Source organism: Bacillus sp. SRL543 (assembly GCF_984799205.1).
Genome location: NZ_OZ481794.1, coordinates 4,128,844 through 4,145,886 on the forward strand (window position 1 = coordinate 4,128,844; position 17,043 = coordinate 4,145,886).

Sequence of the window (17,043 nt, forward strand, 5' to 3'; positions counted from 1 at the left end):
GTCATCCTTCCGCTTTCAGCTCTAATAATAGATCACGAAGCTCGGCAGCCCGCTCGAAGTTGAGCGCCTTGGCTGCTTCCTTCATTTCCTTTTCCATATTGGCAATCAGTTTGTCGCGTTCTTTCTTCGTCATTTTTGCCGGTTTGGCTGGTGCAGCGTAATCTTCCTGCTCCTCGGCAGCGTGGGTGGCGCGGATCACGTCGCGGATTTCCTTCTGGATCGTCTGCGGTGTGATGCCGTGCTCCTCATTATAAGCTTCCTGGATGTCCCGGCGCCTTTTCGTCTCGCTCAGGGCCAGCTCCATTGAATTGGTGACTTTGTCTGCGTACATGATGACATGGCCGGATGCATTCCGGGCAGCTCGCCCGATTGTCTGGATAAGGGACCTTTCCGAACGGAGGAAGCCCTCTTTATCCGCATCAAGAATGGCGACAAGGGAAACCTCCGGAATGTCGAGCCCCTCCCTCAGGAGGTTGATTCCGATCAGTACATCATATTTTCCAAGGCGCAGCTCCCGGATGATCTCAATCCGCTCGAGCGTCTTGATCTCTGAATGGAGATACTGTACCTTTATGCCGATTTCCTTCAGATAATCGGTGAGATCCTCTGACATCTTTTTCGTCAATGTCGTGATCAGTACCCTTTCATTCTTCTTTACCCGTTCATTTATTTCGCCAATCAGGTCATCGATCTGGCCTTCAATCGGGCGCACCTCGATTGTCGGATCAAGAAGACCGGTCGGCCGGATGATCTGCTGGACCATTTCAGGCGTATGCTCCATTTCATACGGGCCCGGCGTAGCAGAAACATATACAATCTGATTGATATGCTTTTCAAATTCAGAAAAAGTGAGCGGCCTGTTGTCCATCGCGGAAGGCAGCCTGAATCCATGATCCACAAGGACTGACTTCCTGGCCTGGTCCCCGTTGAACATTCCCCTTACCTGAGGGATCGTTACGTGTGATTCGTCTACGACCATCAAAAAATCATCCGGGAAATAATCAATCAGCGTATAAGGCGTTGATCCGGCCGGACGGAGAGTCAGGTGGCGGGAATAGTTTTCAATCCCTGAGCAAAAGCCCATTTCCCTCATCATCTCCAGGTCATAGCGTGTCCTCTGTTCCAGGCGCTGGGCCTCAAGGAGCTTGCCGTTTTCCCGCATCTCTTCCAGGCGCCCCTCTAATTCTTTTTCGATATTCTCTATGGCAATCTTCATTTTTTCCTCGCGCGTAACGAAGTGGGAGGCCGGGAAGATGGCAACATGGTCCCGCTCGCCCATAATTTCTCCGGTAAGTGCATCCACTTCACGGATCCGGTCAATTTCATCACCGAAAAATTCGACCCTCATGCAATGCTCATCCCTTGATGCAGGGAAGATTTCAACCACATCTCCGCGGACTCTGAATGTCCCCCTCCGGAAATCAATATCGTTCCGTTCATACTGGATATCAACCAGGCGGCGCAGGAGCTGGTTTCGCTCAATCTCCATCCCCGTCCTTAAGGAGAGCACAAGCTCCTTGTACTCTTCCGGCGAACCGAGGCCGTATATGCAGGAAACACTGGCAATGATGATGACGTCCTTGCGTTCGAACAGCGAAGATGTCGCCGAGTGGCGCAGCTTATCAATTTCATCATTGATGCTGGCATCCTTTTCAATGAATGTATCTGTCTGCGGCACATAAGCCTCAGGCTGGTAGTAATCATAATAGCTGACAAAATACTCTACAGCATTGTTCGGGAAAAAATCCTTGAACTCACTGTATAGCTGGCCGGCCAGTGTTTTATTATGGGCAATCACCAATGTCGGCTTATTGACCTCTTTGATCACATTGGAGATGGTAAACGTCTTTCCGGTTCCAGTTGCACCGAGCAGCGTCTGATGGCGTTTGCCGGAGCGGATGCCCTCGGTAATCCTGCTGATGGCTTCCGGCTGATCGCCCTGCGGCGAATATTTTGAGACTAATTCAAATTGGTCCTTCACAAAAAAAGCCTCCTGTTCAAGAAGTTGATTTTAACATTTTATCTATATTTGCAGACAGGCATACCAGAAAGCAAGCACCTTGCTCCTGGAGATCCTGTTTCTTTTAATTAATAGACGGTCCTAAATGCACGTGATGATTCCTGCTGAAGATATATTATAGAAGAAAAAGGTCTGAAGCCTTGTACGAAGCTGAAAAACTCATATCCTCATTCTACCACAAAGCACCTGAAAGAAACCAGGAATATGCGAACGGATATTCGTTTTTGTACTAGCGTTCCGTATTGGGGGATAAATATTTCCAGCACAAAACAGCGCTGTTCCTGCCGAATAATAGTTAATCAAACGTTTGATTGATTAGTGCTGCGGCCTGTTATTGCTGGAATATTTCCCGCGGAATATGTCGAGAGAGGGAAGCATATATCGACGGACTGAAATCTCTGGCTGGACAATCGCCTTTGAAAAATAGGATCTGTCAATGTTCCATGTTGATCCTGGCATTCGTGTGAAATCGTGCCTCACACAGCAATAAAATAAAATAACCTGCCGGATCCAGCTCCGGCAGGTTTATGACAGGCATAATTAAATTAAGCTCGCTTTTTCGCTCTTTGTTTCATGGTTTGCGCATACCAGAAACCGGCTGTCAAAGAAAAGGCATCAACAACAATAAGCCCCCAGCTGTCTGTGTAGCCTTTATAGACGGAGGCGGCAATCAGGGCGACAGTCAGAATGAGCCCGATCACATGATTATATGTCACCCTTGTAAACAGCATGACCAGCAGTCCGGGCAGCAGCAGAGCTGAAAGATACTTTAGCGCCACTTTTTCACACCTTCTTTATGATAGATTCACTATGAATTGCGGACAAGTATAACATTAGAATAGCGGTTCAAACTATATGATACAAGCAATTTCAAAAAAATCCGCTGTATTTTTTAGCTTAGGGCATTGTTGTTCATTCATCGGATTCTGTTTGCTGCTGATTATATGGCCGAAGCTTCGCTTAGAAAAAGGCTGTTTGCAAAATACTAACCATAATGAACGGAAAGGAGGTTTGCATGATGTCCAGAAGAAGAAGGCGCCCTCTTGTACCAGAATCCCGCGAAGCCCTCGACACATTGAAGGCACGTGTCATGGCTAACCAGGGCTATAAAGTCAGCGCAGATGCGCCGGAGGAAGTAAAATATGAGGTGGCCAGGGAAAAGGACGTTCCGCTTCAGCCGGGATATAACGGCAGGCTATCATCGCGCGAGGCAGGCAAAGTCGGCGGCCCGATCGGCGGCAGCATGGTGAAAGAATTAATACGGATGGCACAGGAAAGCCTCAACAAAAATCAATAGTCGAATGAAAAGTGGAGCCGCCACATTGGCAGCTCCATCCTTTATTTTTGCGCTTCTTTGTTCCTTGCGAACTCTTCTTTGATAGAAGCAAGCAGTTCAGGCTCAGTGATTAGCCGGAATGCCGTCTGTGCCAGCGCCTTTGCACCTGTGAGCAGGGCTTCATCGCCTTTTTCCGAGCGTGCAGCTTCACGAAATGGTACGGTATGGGCAACAAGGTCATCGCTGCCGATCTTGATATAAGGGTGGATCGTAGGTACCTGCTGGCTGATGTTGCCCGCATCTGTAGAACCGATTCCTTCCCTGCCTGACAGATCAACTTCCTCGCCCAGTTCCTCGATGACTTCACGGAATGCTTCATTATATGTTCTATTTAATAGAAGATTGTCGACTTCATTCTGGAATGCAATCACATTCAGCTTGGCGCCTGTTGCCAGGGCAGCACCCTCTGCCACCGCCTTAACCTTCTCTGTAACTTCATTTAAGTATGTTCTTGTCGCTGCCCGGATGAAGAATCGCGCTTTTGCATATTCCGGGATGATATTTGGCGCGTCGCCTCCATGAGTAATGATGCCGTGGATCCGCACATCATCCTTCAGCTGCTGGCGCAGGGCGTTGATGCCGGTGAAAAGCTGGATGACCGCATCAAGGGCATTGATTCCTTCGTGCGGTGAAGCCGCGGCATGGGCAGGCTTGCCGATATACTCAAAGTCCAGCGGATCCACCGCTAGGGAAGAGCTTGTTAATGCAGTCTTGCTTGAGGGATGGATCATCAGCGCTGCATCGATTCCCTCTGTCAGGCCATGCTTGACGAAGCTGCCCTTTGCACTGCCGTTCGGGCCGCCTTCCTCGGCTGGTGTTCCGAATACGACGACCTCTCCGCCTGTTTCTTCCACCACCTTGCTTAAGGCAATGGCAGCCGCAATACTGGTTGTGCCAATGATATTATGGCCGCAGGCATGGCCGATTCCAGGCAGAGCGTCATATTCAGCAAGAAAAGCAATGGATGGACCCGGCTTGGAAGATTTTTTCCTAGCAGAGAATGCTGTCTCATGGCCGGCAACAGCGCGCTCCAGCTCAAAGCCCTCTTCTTCAAGAATTCCTGAGAGAAGCCCGGATGCGAAAAATTCCTGGTTGCCAATTTCCGGTTTTTCATGGATCTGGTGGCTTGTTGAAAGATAAAGCTCCCTTCCCGATTCCACACTTTGATTGATTCTTTCCTTTAATTCGGTTACAGATTTAGCGGGTGCTGCCATAATGATCTCCTCCTATTAGCGGTGCCATGCACCAGTTTTTATTCTCCAATTTCACTGAGCGGAACGAATGTCGGGATGGTGCTGCCTTTATATTCTTTTTCAATGAACTCGGCTACATCGTCTTCCTGGTAAAGTTCTCCGAGGCGCTTCAATGTTTCATTGTCTTTGTCTTCAGTTCTAACGGCAATGATGTTGATATATGGTGTTGCTGTTGCATTTTCATGGAAGATGGAATCTTTAACAGGATTGAAGCCGGCATCCACAGCGATTCCATTATTAATGATGGAAGCCGCAACATCTGGAAGGACACGCGGTGTCTGGCCTGCCACTACAGGGACGATTTCCAGGTTCTTTGGATTATCAACGATTTTGTCGATGCTGCCATTTCCGTCAAAGTCTTCAGGCAGTGTGATCAGGCCGGCTTCCTGCAGAAGCAGGAAGGATCTTCCCATATTGGTTGCTTCGTTCGGCACGGCGATTTTTCCGCCTTCAGGGATATCTTTTACATCTTTATACTTTTCAGAGTAGATTCCCATAGGTGCAATAACGGTTGTCGCGATTGGCGAAAGGTCCAGATCATGTTCCTTTTTAAAAGCGTTGAAATAAGAAATAGTCTGGAAGGCATTCGCATCAAGCTCTCCCTCTGCAAGGGCGATGTTTGGCTGGACATAATCCGAGAAGCGGACGATTTCCACCTTGATTCCTTCTTTTTCAGCTTTCTTGGCTACGAAATCCCAGATGCGGTTGTCTGACCCGCTGACACCGATTTTCACTTCTTTTTCTTTTTCCTTGCCGCTTGTTGATGATGAACAGGCTGCGCTGAAAACCGCCAGCGCCAGAATGATTGCCGTTAATAATAATTTTTTCATGGATGTTTCCTCCTAGTTATCGTCTTCTGATTCTTTTAGATAAAATATTGCCGAAGCTCTGCAGCCCCTGGACCATGATGACCAGGATGGCGACTGTGATGATCATGACCGTTGTGTCGAAGCGCTGATAGCCGTAAGTAATGGCCAAATCGCCAAGACCGCCGCCGCCGACAGCCCCTGCCATGGCGGATGCGCCGACAAGTCCGACGGTCGCGATGGTCAGTGCGAGGACCAGTGAACTGAGCGCTTCCGGTACGAGAAATTTAAAGATGATCTGCCCGGGTGTCGCCCCCATCGCTTCCGCTGCCTCTATGACACCCGGGTCAACTTCGAGGAGCGAGTTCTCAATCAATCTTGCAATATACGGGCCGGCATAGAATACGAGCGGTACGACAGCCGCTGCCGTCCCGATTGAGGTTCCTACCAGCAGCCGCGTCACCGGAATGATTGCAACCATCAGGATGATGAATGGGACCGAGCGGAATATATTGATGATTCCATTCAATACGTTGAAAATGGGCAGATTCTCCAGCAGATGGCCTTTTCTCGTGATGACCAGCAGGATTCCGAGCGGCAATCCCAGGATGGTGGAAAAAAGGAGCGAGAAGGCCACCATTTGAATGGTTTCAATAAGTGCTTCTATGATTTGCGTGTGATCAACTAGCATGTGCTTTCACTTCCTTGATTGAGACTTTTTCCTGATGAATGTACATAAGGGCGCGCTGCACTTCCTGGTCGGTTCCCTGGAATTCGACAACAAGGTTCCCAAACGGGATGCCTTGAAGCTCGGTTATATTTCCGAACAGCACGTTTATATCAATATCGAATTTCTTGGCAAGCTTGGAGAGCAGCGGCTGGCCGGCTGACTGGCCGACAAAATTGATCCGGAAAATTCTTTCCTTGCCATTGTTTCTTTCTACAAGCTGCTTGACGGAATCCGGGATTGAATCATTCATGACAGAACTGACAAAGTTCTGGGCTGTCTGTGTTTTTGGTGCCGAGAATACATCGAACACCGAGCCTTCCTCAATGATTTTTCCTGCCTCGATCACCGCCACCCTGTCGCAGATTTCCCTGATGACCGTCATTTCATGGGTAATGATCAGGATGGTGATATTGTATTCCGCATTGATTTTTTTCAATAGCTGCAAAATGCTGCTTGTTGTCTGCGGATCAAGGGCCGAGGTCGCTTCATCGCACAGCAGGATTGAAGGCTGTGTAGCAAGTGCTCTTGCAATCCCGACTCTCTGCTTTTGGCCGCCTGAAAGCTGATCAGGATAATTATCAGCTTTATCGGCAAGTCCCACGAACTCAAGAAGTTCAGCTACCCGTTTGCGTACCTGCTCTTTAGGGAGCTTTGCCAGGGTAAGCGGCATGGCTACATTGGCAAACACCGTCTTCGAGTTCAGCAGATTGAAGTGCTGAAAAACCATGCCGATATTGCGCTTTACCTCTCTTACCTCTTTTGGCGAAAGCGATGTAAGATCATGGCCATCGACGATCACCTTGCCTGAGGTCGGCCTTTCGAGCAGATTCACACAGCGGATCAGCGAGCTTTTCCCCGCTCCGCTGAAGCCGATTACACCAAAGATTTCTCCTTTGTCGATTGCAAGATCTATCCCATTCAGTGCTGCAACCTGCTGGCCTCCGCTTTCATACACTTTCTTGAGATCCTGGAATTCTATCATGTTTGTTTCTCCCTCCGTATCAAATAAGAAATGCGCAAGCGCCTTGGTCACCCCCGACAAGCACAAGACAGGCCTCCCGGAAAGGCGTTCTTTGCCTTTTTGGGAGGAGTGGCTTGTGACCTCGAGGGGGTAGGCGCTGGAGCTAGACAGTAATCAAAGTTGAAAAAATATACTTTCTTAACATTAAAAAACCCTCTCCTGAGAACAGAAGAGGGCATGCATCATCAGCATTGTCTCTTCTTATCTCCCAGGCTCACACCTGCTGGAATTGGCACAGTACTCATAAGAGTCCGCTGCCGAGGCTTCATAGGGCCAGTCCCTCTGCCTCTCTGGATAAGAAATTATGGTTTTCCTATATAATTAATTGGATTTAATACAATAGCTATGCAGCACCCCGCACTTTTATTCCTGAAAAACAAGAAAGCCCTCTTCAAGAAGAAGAGGGCAGAATAATAAGCGTCAGTCCTCTTCTTATCTTTCAGGCAATCTGCCTGCTGGAATTGGCACGGTTCATCAGTCCGCTGCCGAGGTGTCATAGGGCCAGTCCCTCTACCTCTCTGGATAAGAAGCTATCGTATTAAGTTTGTTTGCTTAATTAATTGTTTTTTACTTTACACGCGTTTCAAAGTTCTGTCAAACCCTTTTTTCAGATATGTGGTTAAAAATTTTTATCCACAAATCCTGAAAGCCCTTACTTACTTTTTTGGATTTTCGGAAAAAATGTCCTCCTCCCGCTGTGGATAAAGCAGGTTTTCCACATTTTCCTATCCAGTTATCAACATTTCCCCCAGTCTCCATACAAGAAGAGGGAGTTTACTCCTATATTTCTGCCAGCTTGTCTAATGTATAATAGTGGAAAAGAGCAAAATGAACTGCATTCCGGGAGGGAGAACGGTTTGATTGCAACAAACAGAGACTATCAATCTGAATTATTTGTGGACAAAGTTGAAGCAAAAAATCTCGAACTGGCTCTGAAGCATTCGGCAGACCTGATTTCACGGCATACGAAAGAGGGCATTTTCTTATATGTGTCCCCATCCTGCAGCACCCTTTTGGGCTACACGCAGGAAGAGCTTTACAAAGACTGCATTCTTGCCTACTGCCACCCCGAAGACAAAGATATCCTCACAAAAGAATTCCGCGGGCTATCCCCGGGCAGCAGCTCACGTATTTCGTTCCGGTTCCGCCGCAAGGAAGGCGACTATATCTGGCTTGAGACCAGTATCAGCACACTCGGCGACAGCCAGGAAGCCATGTGCATTTCCAGGGATATGACCGAACGTGTCAATATGGAAGAGGAAAACATGGAAACACAGGAAAAATACCGCTTCCTGGTCGAATACAGCCGGGATACTATTGGCATGACAACCGAGAAAGGTATATGGACCTATATGAATGATGAAGGCAAGAAAGTGTTTGGCTTCACTTCAAGCAAGGAAATCATCGGCGCCTCTTTGTATGACTATATATCAGCTTCTGACCATGGCTATTTGAAGGATTTTTACCAGGCGAACCAGACCGTCAGCTTTGAATTGAACCTCATCAGGAGTGACGGGAACACCCGAAAGGCCGCCATCCAGCTGATTCCCACTGTTTTTAAGAACCGAAAACTGTTCCAGATCATCATCAAGGACGTGACCGGCCAGAAAAAGACCGAAGAAAAGCTCCATAATGCAGAAAAGCTCTCTGTCGTCGGGCAGCTTGCCGCAGGAATCGCCCATGAAATCAGAAACCCGCTTACCGCAATCAAAGGCTTTACCCAGCTTCTTACTGAGCGGAAAACAGAAAAATATGCGGATGTCATCCTTTCCGAGCTCGAACGGATAGAAGAAATCGTCAATGATCTCCTTGTTCTCGCCAAGCCAGTCGTGACAGAGGTTCAGGAAACCAATCTGGTCAATATCGTTAAAAGCGTCGTCACCCTTTTAAACACACAGGCGCTCATTTATAACATCATGATCGATGTGAAATACTCCCTATCTGAAATCAGTGTCCGCTGTGAGATTGATAAAATCAAGCAGGTGCTCATCAATGTTATCAAAAATTCGATTGAAGCCATGCCCCATGGCGGAAAGATCAGCATTGAAGTCAGGCATGACAACAGCTTTGCGATGATCAGCGTGAAGGATGAAGGGATCGGCATCCCCGAAGAAAGGCTGCCGAAGCTCGGTGAACCGTTCTACAGTACGAAGGAAAAGGGGACTGGCCTCGGGCTTATGATCTGCAACCGGATCATCAAAAGCCACGGAGGCAACATATATATTACAAGCAAAGAAAATGAAGGGACCATCGTTAAGCTGCTGATCCCCGTCGTCTGATTAAAGCTTCCGGCATGCCTGCCGGGGGCTTTTTGCTTATATTCACTGGAAAACTTGGCTCCAAACTGCAGGTCCCTTCTTAAAAATCTATGGCACTTCATTGAAACCTATGTAAAAACTCCTGCTAAGCAGCCGATATAAACTAGGATAATAGATATATAAAATGGGAGTGTTTCAAGTGATCTTTACGAAAACAGCAAAACCGAAATCGTTTGATCTTGACAGCATGATTCAAAGAGAAATGGAATATGTCATACTGGATGCCGATTTTGACGAAGATTTAAAGATGCAGCTTCAATTAATGGGATTAACAGCCGATGACCTTGCCATCCTGAGGGGGATCCGCCCTATGATGGAAAAGCATATTGCAGATATATACTCCGAGGGAATGAAATTTAATCATGAAGAGGTTCGAAAAATTACTGACACGTCCCAAATCGGGGTAACGACAGAAATGAGCCATCAATATGTCTTAAGTCTGCTCGATGGCGTCATCAACAAAGAATTCATTGACCGCCGGACGATTGCAGGACAAGCTTATGTAAAAATTGGCGTAAAGTTTCATTGGTACATCTCTGTCTACCAGCTTTTGATGAAAGGCATGCTTGAAGCCATCATCAAGGAGCTGACATTGACGGCATACGATCAGCATCGAATTGCAACTGCTGTAACAAAAATCTTTAACCTGGAAATACAGCTCTGCATCTCCATTATGCAAAAAACAATGGAAGGCATTGCAGCTGAAACAGAAGCCCAAGCTAAAAGAGATCTGAAAGGGTACGTCGGCGAAATCGTTGAAAATCTGGCTGCCATGTCAGAGCAGACAGGCGCTTCGGTAGAACAGATTGTACACCAGTCACAGCAAATCTCAGGCAATGCTAAAGACGGCGCCATTTCATCGACTGAAATGGAATCGCGTTCTTCCAAGGGGCGTGACCAGCTGGATCGGGTTGTGGAAAATATGCATGAGCTGAAAAGCAATGTGAATGAAATCACCAGCACCATCAGCAGCCTGGAAAAAACCTCGAACCAGATTGGCGAGATTGCCGGAGTGATTACAAGCATTGCGGACCAGACCAATCTGCTCGCCCTTAATGCTGCCATTGAAGCCGCAAGGGCAGGCGAGCACGGCAAGGGATTTGCTGTTGTTGCCGATGAGGTCAGAAAGCTGGCAGAACAGACGAAGGATTCCTCCTCCAATATCACATCTCTGCTGAACGCGACAATCAGGCAAATTTCAGAGGTGATTTCGCAGATTGGAACGATTGATGGAATTGTTGTGAATGGGAATAAAGAAATTGAAAACACCGGGAATGTCTTCAAAGAAATCCTGTCGGCAAGCGCTGAAAGTAAAAATAAGAGCCGCCAGATTGAAAAGGATATCGAGCTTCTCACCGGCCTGCTTTCCGAAATCAGCAGCGCTGCAGCAAAGCTGTCAGACTCCGCTGAGGAATTAAGCATAACAGTGGCGAATTTTTAAAATGCAAAAGAGAAGCATAGGCATCTGTGCTTCTCTTTGTTTATGGAGATATCCAGGATCCGGTTCACTGCACAAACTTAACAAGCGAACGGATGAGAAACCGGGAAAGAAGGAAAATCGGCTCAATCAAGTCAATGGCAACATCAATCACTTCTAGCTTGCTATTCTTTTTCTTGTCTTTCTTCCGCTTCATTCTGAATTTCAAAATACCGCCCTCCCACCTTGAGTTGTATATATTTTACAGTAAAATCCCGATTTTGTCATTTCACCGCCAGCCAGATGGTCCAGCGGTCTTCCTCAGTGATTTCACCCGCCGCAGACAGACTAGCTTCGATGTGCTCTACGAGCTCAGCCAGCTGGCTGTCATTCAGTTCATGCAGGATGGAGCGGCCTGTTCTTTCTAGAAGATCATTGCGCAAACTGCTGATATCGTTGTACCTCTTCCTTACTTCCCATAAGGAAATTTCTTTGACGGAGGAGAATCCTGCCTCCTCCAGCGCTGATTGTACAGCTGAACTGCTGTATCTCCGGGATATCTCTTTCTCCGCAAGCTCGGGGAATTTCTCAAAAAAGAACCCCCTGATATGAGTTCTGCTGCCGGGAAGCAGGCAGTCCTCTGGCGTCCGGTCCTGAATCAGGCAGAATCCGCCTGGGCGCAGCACCCTGAAGCATTCAGCAAGGGCGGCCGGTAGCTGGCCGAGGTGATGGATGACTGCCCTTTCGAGCACCATATCATAAGCTTCTCCTCCCAGGCCGGTTTCGCAGGCAGTTCCATGCACAAACCCGATTTGCGGATAACTCTCCGAAGCCCGGCCTGCAACCTCAAGGAGCTCACGCGAGAAATCCAGCCCTGTCACATGTGATGCCCCCATATCAGCCAGAGCACGAGAATAGATTCCCCCTCCGCAGCCGATGTCGAGAACCCGTTTTCCCCTTAAATCAACTTCTTTCCCAACCGTATTTATCCAAGTTGGATCAGCTTTCCGGGAAGAATAGGTATTCTGATTATTCTTATCATGAAAATTGATTGGCACTTGGCCCCCCCCCTCCTTATTAATTAATTATAAGGCAGGGAGACAACAGGAAAAATATTGAAAATTTTATCATGTGTGATAGGTTTTGCTTATTCTTTTTCCAGGACAGTCAGCTGCACGCCGGGTTCAGGCACCAGCTCCCCTTTTTCTTTAAAACCGAACCTTTTATACAATTGAAGGGCTGGAATATTCCCTTTCCCTGTCATTACCTTCCATTTTCTTCCGGTCAATTCACTGGTTACATGAGCAAGCAATCCCTTTGCAATGCCGCTCCGGAAAAACGATGGATGAACGGTCAGGCGGCAGATTTCTACCCAATTTCCAGCTTCTTCATAAGCAAGAACACCTGCCAGTCGTCCTTCGATGCTCATTCCGATGAAGCTTTCATTGGAGGCCATCAGGCTTTCTGCTGTATCCAGCAGCTGCGGGATAGCTTCAATACCTGTCAGCTTTGCTTCTGCTTGATAGGAGGGGATCTGGATGCTCAAGACCTCCTCAGCGGTTTTTCGGTCTTTTATATTCAGATGTATTACTGTTCCTTCTGCATTCACTTGACTTCCTCCATTTCTTTCTTTGATCATTTAAAAGCCGGTCTTTTTTCCACTCCCGCTGTCAATTCGTACAGCTGCTTTTCCAGTTCCATAGCCGGCTTAGGTTTGCTGAAATAATAGCCCTGAAGCTTGGATGAGCTGTTTTTCCTTACATATTGCAGCTGCTCCTCTGTTTCTACGCCTTCTGTCACACAGTCAAGCCCCAGCTCACTTAGAATTTTGTAGATGCCCTTCAATAGCACGGTATCAAAAGCGTGGGAAGGAACCTTTCCAACAAAGCTCCGGTCGATTTTTATCATATCGACTGGCAGATCTTTGAGGAAAATCAGCGAGGAAGTTCCAACGCCGAAATCATCCAGAGCGATTTTAACCTCCCTTTGCCTGAGAGCTCCGACAAAAGGAAGAAGCTCTTTCTTATAATCGCTCACATCGCTCTCAGTGATTTCAATCTGCAGGAGTCCAGGCGGAAACTGATAGCACGATAGCACTTCATCCAATTTTTCAATGAAGCGCCCATCCTTCATTTGCGATTTAGACAGATTAATGGCCAAACTGAGATCTTTTAAGCCGGCTTTATGCCATTTTCCAACCTGCTTGACGGCTTCCTCCAGCACCCAGGAGCCTATCACGTTGATCAGTCCCGTTTCCTCAGCGATCGGGATGAACTTATCTGGAGAGATCAGTCCCTTTGATGGGTGATTCCAGCGGAGAAGTGCTTCGACACAAACCACCTGTTTCCCTTCTTTGTCCATAATCATCTGATAATAGATTTCAAGCTCTTCACGTTCTGCAGCAAACTTCAAATCCTGCTCCAACTCCAGGAGATTGCTATAGTAGCTGTCATTTGGGATATCCTCATAAAATATATACTGGTTCTTCCCTTTGCTTTTTGCCTCGTACATGGCAATATCGGCCTTTTGGAGAAGTGTTTCCAGTGAAGCTCCATCCTCAGGAAAAACGGAAATTCCCACACTGGCTGTTGTAAAGGCCTTATACTGGAATGCATCGTACTCCTTCCCAACCTGAGAAAGGATCCGGCGGGCAATTGACTCTAATTCATTCCTGTCCTGGATGCGTACTAGCAGGGCAAATTCATCGCCTGCCAGTCTGGCAAAAAGGCCATTCTTTTCGTCGGCTAGCCCCTTTACTTTTTCGGCAATCTCTTTCAGAAAAATATCGCCTGCCTGGTGTCCCAACGTATCATTGATCCGCTTAAAGCCATCCAGATCAAAGAAGAACACCGCCTCCATGCCATTCAGGCTTTTCGAATAATGTTCAAACAGATAGGCCTGATTGGGAAGGCCGGTTAACTGGTCAATATAAGCAAGATCTGTTATCTCCACGTTCTTCTCTTCAAGTGAAGCAAGAACCTTATTGATGGAATGCTCAAGATTCGTAATCTCGTCCTTGTGTTTTGAGCTGATGGACAGCCTCAGGCCTATATTCCGCCGCTCCTGTATTCTTCTTAAATCTCCGGACACCTTAGCTACCCTGGAAAGGATGAAACGGTCCAGCAGAAACAAGACCAAAAGCAGCAGGACGGCGGAAAATCCGACGATATAGTAGCACTGCTGCACCATACTTGACCATTTCTGCTGATAAAATTCGCGGTCCATCAGCAGACTTATACTATAGCCAAAATTCTCTTCAGATCCTTTTATGAACAGAAGCCCCTTTAATTTTGTTTCGCTATAAGGCTCTACCGACATTTCCTTGCCTTGTTTTATTTTCTGTTCACTGAAGGACAGGTTTAGATCCAGGTCCAGATCCTTCCTCATCTTATTAACATAAGCCTGATCCAGGAACTTCCCCATTATCAGCACTCCAGCAGCAGGACCGTTTCCGTCACTTGTATAAACAGGCTGGTAAGAGTAAAACGCCAATCCCAATTTTGTTTTTATAACCCCCTGATCCTTATCCTCCCTCCTGAATACCTCTGAGAATTCTAAAGGAAGCAAGAAAGGCTCCTGGTTTTTCAGATCATAGGCTGACTGGTAGACATTTGCACCAGAATCATCCAGAAAAATCATGAAATTCACTTGGTTATTCTCAAAGGTTTCAGGCATCAAATTGACTTGAGGATATTTTTCATATTCCCCTTTCAAGAATTGAAAGGTATCATCCCAGACAGCCCAGTCCAAATTCGTTCTATTTATGGAGTCTATTTGAAGATCCAGATGACTTTCTATTCTATTTAGCTCTTTTATTAAAGTGCGGTGGTCCATTTCATTGGCGTCTTTTAGGTGCATGGGCCATATATATAAGAATATAACAGCTAAAAATATGACAATGGCACTGCCGACCACCAGAGATGTCTTCAAAATGAGTTTCATGACAATATCCCCTGTCTGTCTTTCTTATTCATAAGACTATCAGAGTTTATATCGGAACAAGTGGATCAGTATGTTACAAAACTAATTAATATATTTAATTGTTATAATATTTAATAAATTTTATAAATTTTAACTTTTAACTGCCGATATATATACTGCACCATAGGAAAATAGTAGGAGAGGAAGATAAAAAGTGAAAGAAAAAAGAGATTTCAAGCAGTCTGGGTTAACTATAAAAAAGAAACTGCTGTTGGCTTTTGCCTTAGTCCTTATCATTCCGGGCATCTTAATAGGCACATTTTCATACCTGTCAGCGAAAAAGGAACTGGAAAAAAGTATCCTTTCCGCCGCTGATGAAAGCATTAGCGCTATAAACAAAAATATTAATAATATTTTCACACCCAAAGAAAATGATCTTGCTTACTTCTCCACCACCATTCTTCGTGAAAACTTCGGAGATAAAGAAGCATTGCAGGCAAAGTTTGACCAGTATACAGAGCTTCATAAAGAAGCTTCAGCCATCTATGTGGGTACGGATACCGGGGAAACTACTATATCACCCAAAATTGATCTGCCGGCTGACTTTAATCCTAAAGAAAGACCGTGGTATCAGGATGCAATGAAGAACAAAGGAGAAATTATCATCACCGAGCCCTATACAGACGTAAATACAGGCGGAACCACTATCTCACTTGCCAGGACCAACAAGGACGGAAGCGGGGTAATTGGCATTGATATCGATCTTGCAATGCTTGCTGAGACAGCGGGCGGCAGGATTGGAGCGGAAGGCTATGTGCTTTTGCTGGACGCAAGCGGAAAATACCTCGTCCATCCTGACAAAGAGGCCGGAACACAGGCGACCGAAAGCTGGAAAAACAAGATTTATGATATGGACAAAGGCGAGTTTTTCTATCTTTTGGGCGGACAAGAAAAGAGAATGACATTCGCTACCAATAAACTTACTGGATGGAAAATTGTCGGGACAATGTATAACGGCGAAATAAATGATGCGGCCCAGCCAATTTTATTTAGCCTGGCGGCTGTATTGGGAGCGTCCATATTCATCTTTGGAATAATCATTATTATGATAACCAGGTCCATAACGAGTCCGCTGAGCCTATTGGCTGCGAAAGCACAAACCATTGCCGATGGGGATCTGACCAATCGCATCACCCTTCACAGGAAAGATGAAATTGGCCAGCTTGCCGTAAGCTTTAATCATATGATTGACTCGCTGAGTAATATTGTGTCAAATGTCAGGGATTCAGTTGCCCATGTAGCTTCTTCATCTGCACAGCTTACGGCGAGCGCTGAACAGACTGCATCAGCAACAGAACATGTCGCTTCAGCCATTCAGGAGATTGCGGGCGGGGCTGAGCAGACATCGGGAAAAATGGAAGGCAACTCAGTTATTTTAAAAGAGATCAACCAAGGTGTTGAACATATAAAAGAAAACTCTTCTGTCGTCCTCGGCTTATCAAAAGAGGCAGAAATGGAAGCTCGGGCAGGGGAAGAATCGGTCAAGCATAATCTTTTCCAGATGAAAAGCATTTATCGGTCTGTCAAAGATTCAAATGCCGTCATCCAGTCCTTGGCACAGCGGTCTAATGAAATAGGGAATATTTTAGAAGTTATTAGCGGCATTTCCAACCAGACAAACCTCCTGGCCTTAAACGCTGCAATTGAAGCCGCGAGGGCAGGGGAAGCCGGCAAAGGTTTCGCTGTCGTAGCTGATGAGGTAAGACAGCTGGCTGAACAGACCCAGAAATCTGCAAAGCAGATTTCTGAGATCATCAAAAGCATACAACATGATACGGAGAAATCAGTCACAGTTATGGCGGATGTTTCTAAAAATACTGAAGAGGGGCTAGCCATTTCAGAAAAGGCATCTCTCAAATTCAATCAAATCTTAAAGAAATCAAGGGAAATTACCCCTCAGGTAGAAGAGGTGACACATACAATCAGACAAATCTCATTTGGCATAGATAAGTTTACAGAATCAGCCGAACAATTATCTTGTATCGCTAAACAAAATTCCGCCAGCACTGAAGAAGTTGCCGCTTCGACAGAAGAACAGCTAGCTTCAATGGAGGAAATCGCACTTTCATCAAAATCACTCTCATCAATGGCCGATGAACTCAGAAATCTTATCAGCCACTTTAAAATTTAAACACAATAATGACAAAAGCCCTGTTCTTTC

At 46.4% G+C, this 17,043-nt stretch carries 14 protein-coding genes, 1 pseudogene and 2 riboswitches; of the genes and pseudogenes, 5 read left to right on the plus strand and 10 right to left on the minus strand.

The genetic code is table 11. The features are described from left to right. Window position 1: 1 nt before the first annotated feature. Window positions 2-1,981 (minus strand): excinuclease ABC subunit UvrB, encoded by a 1,980-nt coding sequence (uvrB, locus tag AC4E8B_RS21120; RefSeq protein ID WP_490215373.1) that lies wholly within the window; start codon window positions 1,979-1,981, stop codon window positions 2-4. A 584-nt stretch (window positions 1,982-2,565) separates the two neighbouring features. Next, entirely contained in the window at window positions 2,566-2,799 is a 234-nt protein-coding gene (locus AC4E8B_RS21125; protein WP_490215375.1) for a CsbA family protein, read from the minus strand. 239 nt (window positions 2,800-3,038) lie between these two features. On the opposite strand from AC4E8B_RS21125, the gene AC4E8B_RS21130 reads away from it, so the two are divergent. Next, window positions 3,039-3,317 carry an alpha/beta-type small acid-soluble spore protein gene (locus tag AC4E8B_RS21130; protein ID WP_490219822.1) on the plus strand — a complete coding sequence of 93 codons (279 nt, stop codon included), beginning with the start codon at window positions 3,039-3,041 and terminating at the stop codon, window positions 3,315-3,317. A gap of 41 nt (window positions 3,318-3,358) precedes the next feature. On the opposite strand, the gene AC4E8B_RS21135 is transcribed toward AC4E8B_RS21130, so the two are convergent. The 4 genes from AC4E8B_RS21135 to AC4E8B_RS21150 are packed head-to-tail and all read right to left on the minus strand — an operon-like array spanning window position 3,359 to window position 7,127. After that, a complete protein-coding gene (locus tag AC4E8B_RS21135; RefSeq protein WP_490215377.1) occupies window positions 3,359-4,570 on the minus strand; it encodes a M20 family metallopeptidase in 1,212 nt (403 codons plus the stop codon). Between the two features lie 38 nt (window positions 4,571-4,608). Further along, on the minus strand, window positions 4,609-5,439 hold the full coding sequence (locus AC4E8B_RS21140) for a MetQ/NlpA family ABC transporter substrate-binding protein (protein ID WP_490215379.1): 831 nt from the start codon (window positions 5,437-5,439) through the stop codon (window positions 4,609-4,611). Window positions 5,440-5,455: 16 nt separating this feature from the next. Then, entirely contained in the window at window positions 5,456-6,106 is a 651-nt protein-coding gene (locus AC4E8B_RS21145) for a methionine ABC transporter permease (protein ID WP_490215380.1), read from the minus strand. Next, entirely contained in the window at window positions 6,096-7,127 is a 1,032-nt protein-coding gene (locus AC4E8B_RS21150; RefSeq protein ID WP_490215382.1) for a methionine ABC transporter ATP-binding protein, read from the minus strand. Before AC4E8B_RS21150 ends, AC4E8B_RS21145 begins: the two co-directional genes overlap by 11 nt. 237 nt (window positions 7,128-7,364) lie before the next feature. Then, window positions 7,365-7,467, minus strand: a riboswitch (SAM riboswitch). Between the two features lie 128 nt (window positions 7,468-7,595). Beyond that, window positions 7,596-7,695: riboswitch (SAM riboswitch) on the minus strand. Window positions 7,696-8,023: 328 nt separating this feature from the next. On the opposite strand from AC4E8B_RS21150, the gene AC4E8B_RS21155 reads away from it, so the two are divergent. The 3 genes and pseudogenes from AC4E8B_RS21155 (at window position 8,024) to AC4E8B_RS21165 (ending at window position 10,925) form a co-directional block, all read left to right on the plus strand. Continuing rightward, window positions 8,024-9,445, plus strand: a complete 1,422-nt coding sequence (locus tag AC4E8B_RS21155; protein WP_490215384.1) for a PAS domain S-box protein — start codon at window positions 8,024-8,026, stop codon at window positions 9,443-9,445. Between the two features lie 241 nt (window positions 9,446-9,686). Further along, a pseudogene (locus AC4E8B_RS21160) lies at window positions 9,687-10,160 on the plus strand (protoglobin family protein); the annotation flags it as partial. 246 nt (window positions 10,161-10,406) lie between these two features. Next, window positions 10,407-10,925, plus strand: coding sequence for a methyl-accepting chemotaxis protein (locus AC4E8B_RS21165; RefSeq protein ID WP_490219823.1), 519 nt, complete (start codon window positions 10,407-10,409; stop codon window positions 10,923-10,925). Window positions 10,926-10,989: 64 nt separating this feature from the next. Here AC4E8B_RS21165 and AC4E8B_RS21170 read toward each other — a convergent pair whose 3' ends face one another. The 4 genes from AC4E8B_RS21170 to AC4E8B_RS21185 all read right to left on the minus strand — a co-directional run bounded on the left by AC4E8B_RS21170 (window position 10,990) and on the right by AC4E8B_RS21185 (window position 14,843). After that, window positions 10,990-11,130: a hypothetical protein gene (locus tag AC4E8B_RS21170; RefSeq protein WP_490215385.1), complete on the minus strand. Its 141-nt coding sequence runs from the start codon at window positions 11,128-11,130 to the stop codon at window positions 10,990-10,992. 55 nt (window positions 11,131-11,185) lie between these two features. Next, window positions 11,186-11,959 carry a methyltransferase domain-containing protein gene (locus tag AC4E8B_RS21175; protein WP_490215387.1) on the minus strand — a complete coding sequence of 258 codons (774 nt, stop codon included), beginning with the start codon at window positions 11,957-11,959 and terminating at the stop codon, window positions 11,186-11,188. An 89-nt stretch (window positions 11,960-12,048) separates the two neighbouring features. After that, entirely contained in the window at window positions 12,049-12,540 is a 492-nt protein-coding gene (locus AC4E8B_RS21180; RefSeq protein WP_490215388.1) for a GNAT family N-acetyltransferase, read from the minus strand. Further along, complete coding sequence (locus AC4E8B_RS21185; RefSeq protein ID WP_490215389.1) at window positions 12,537-14,843, minus strand: bifunctional diguanylate cyclase/phosphodiesterase; 2,307 nt, start codon at window positions 14,841-14,843, stop codon at window positions 12,537-12,539. Before AC4E8B_RS21185 ends, AC4E8B_RS21180 begins: the two co-directional genes overlap by 4 nt. A 193-nt stretch (window positions 14,844-15,036) precedes the next feature. Between AC4E8B_RS21185 and AC4E8B_RS21190 the strand changes: the two genes are divergently transcribed. After that, window positions 15,037-17,013 carry a methyl-accepting chemotaxis protein gene (locus AC4E8B_RS21190; RefSeq protein WP_490215390.1) on the plus strand — a complete coding sequence of 659 codons (1,977 nt, stop codon included), beginning with the start codon at window positions 15,037-15,039 and terminating at the stop codon, window positions 17,011-17,013. Window positions 17,014-17,043 lie beyond the last annotated feature (30 nt).

Coding starts and splice junctions, on each gene's coding strand:
- AC4E8B_RS21145 (WP_490215380.1), bottom strand. CDS start 6,106: ATGCTAGTTGATCACACGCAAATCATAGAAGCACTTATTGAAACCATT.
- AC4E8B_RS21135 (WP_490215377.1), bottom strand. CDS start 4,570: ATGGCAGCACCCGCTAAATCTGTAACCGAATTAAAGGAAAGAATCAAT.
- AC4E8B_RS21185 (WP_490215389.1), bottom strand. CDS start 14,843: ATGAAACTCATTTTGAAGACATCTCTGGTGGTCGGCAGTGCCATTGTC.
- AC4E8B_RS21150 (WP_490215382.1), bottom strand. CDS start 7,127: ATGATAGAATTCCAGGATCTCAAGAAAGTGTATGAAAGCGGAGGCCAG.
- AC4E8B_RS21140 (WP_490215379.1), bottom strand. CDS start 5,439: ATGAAAAAATTATTATTAACGGCAATCATTCTGGCGCTGGCGGTTTTC.
- AC4E8B_RS21130 (WP_490219822.1), top strand. CDS start 3,039: ATGTCCAGAAGAAGAAGGCGCCCTCTTGTACCAGAATCCCGCGAAGCC.
- AC4E8B_RS21180 (WP_490215388.1), bottom strand. CDS start 12,540: ATGATCAAAGAAAGAAATGGAGGAAGTCAAGTGAATGCAGAAGGAACA.
- AC4E8B_RS21165 (WP_490219823.1), top strand. CDS start 10,407: ATGCATGAGCTGAAAAGCAATGTGAATGAAATCACCAGCACCATCAGC.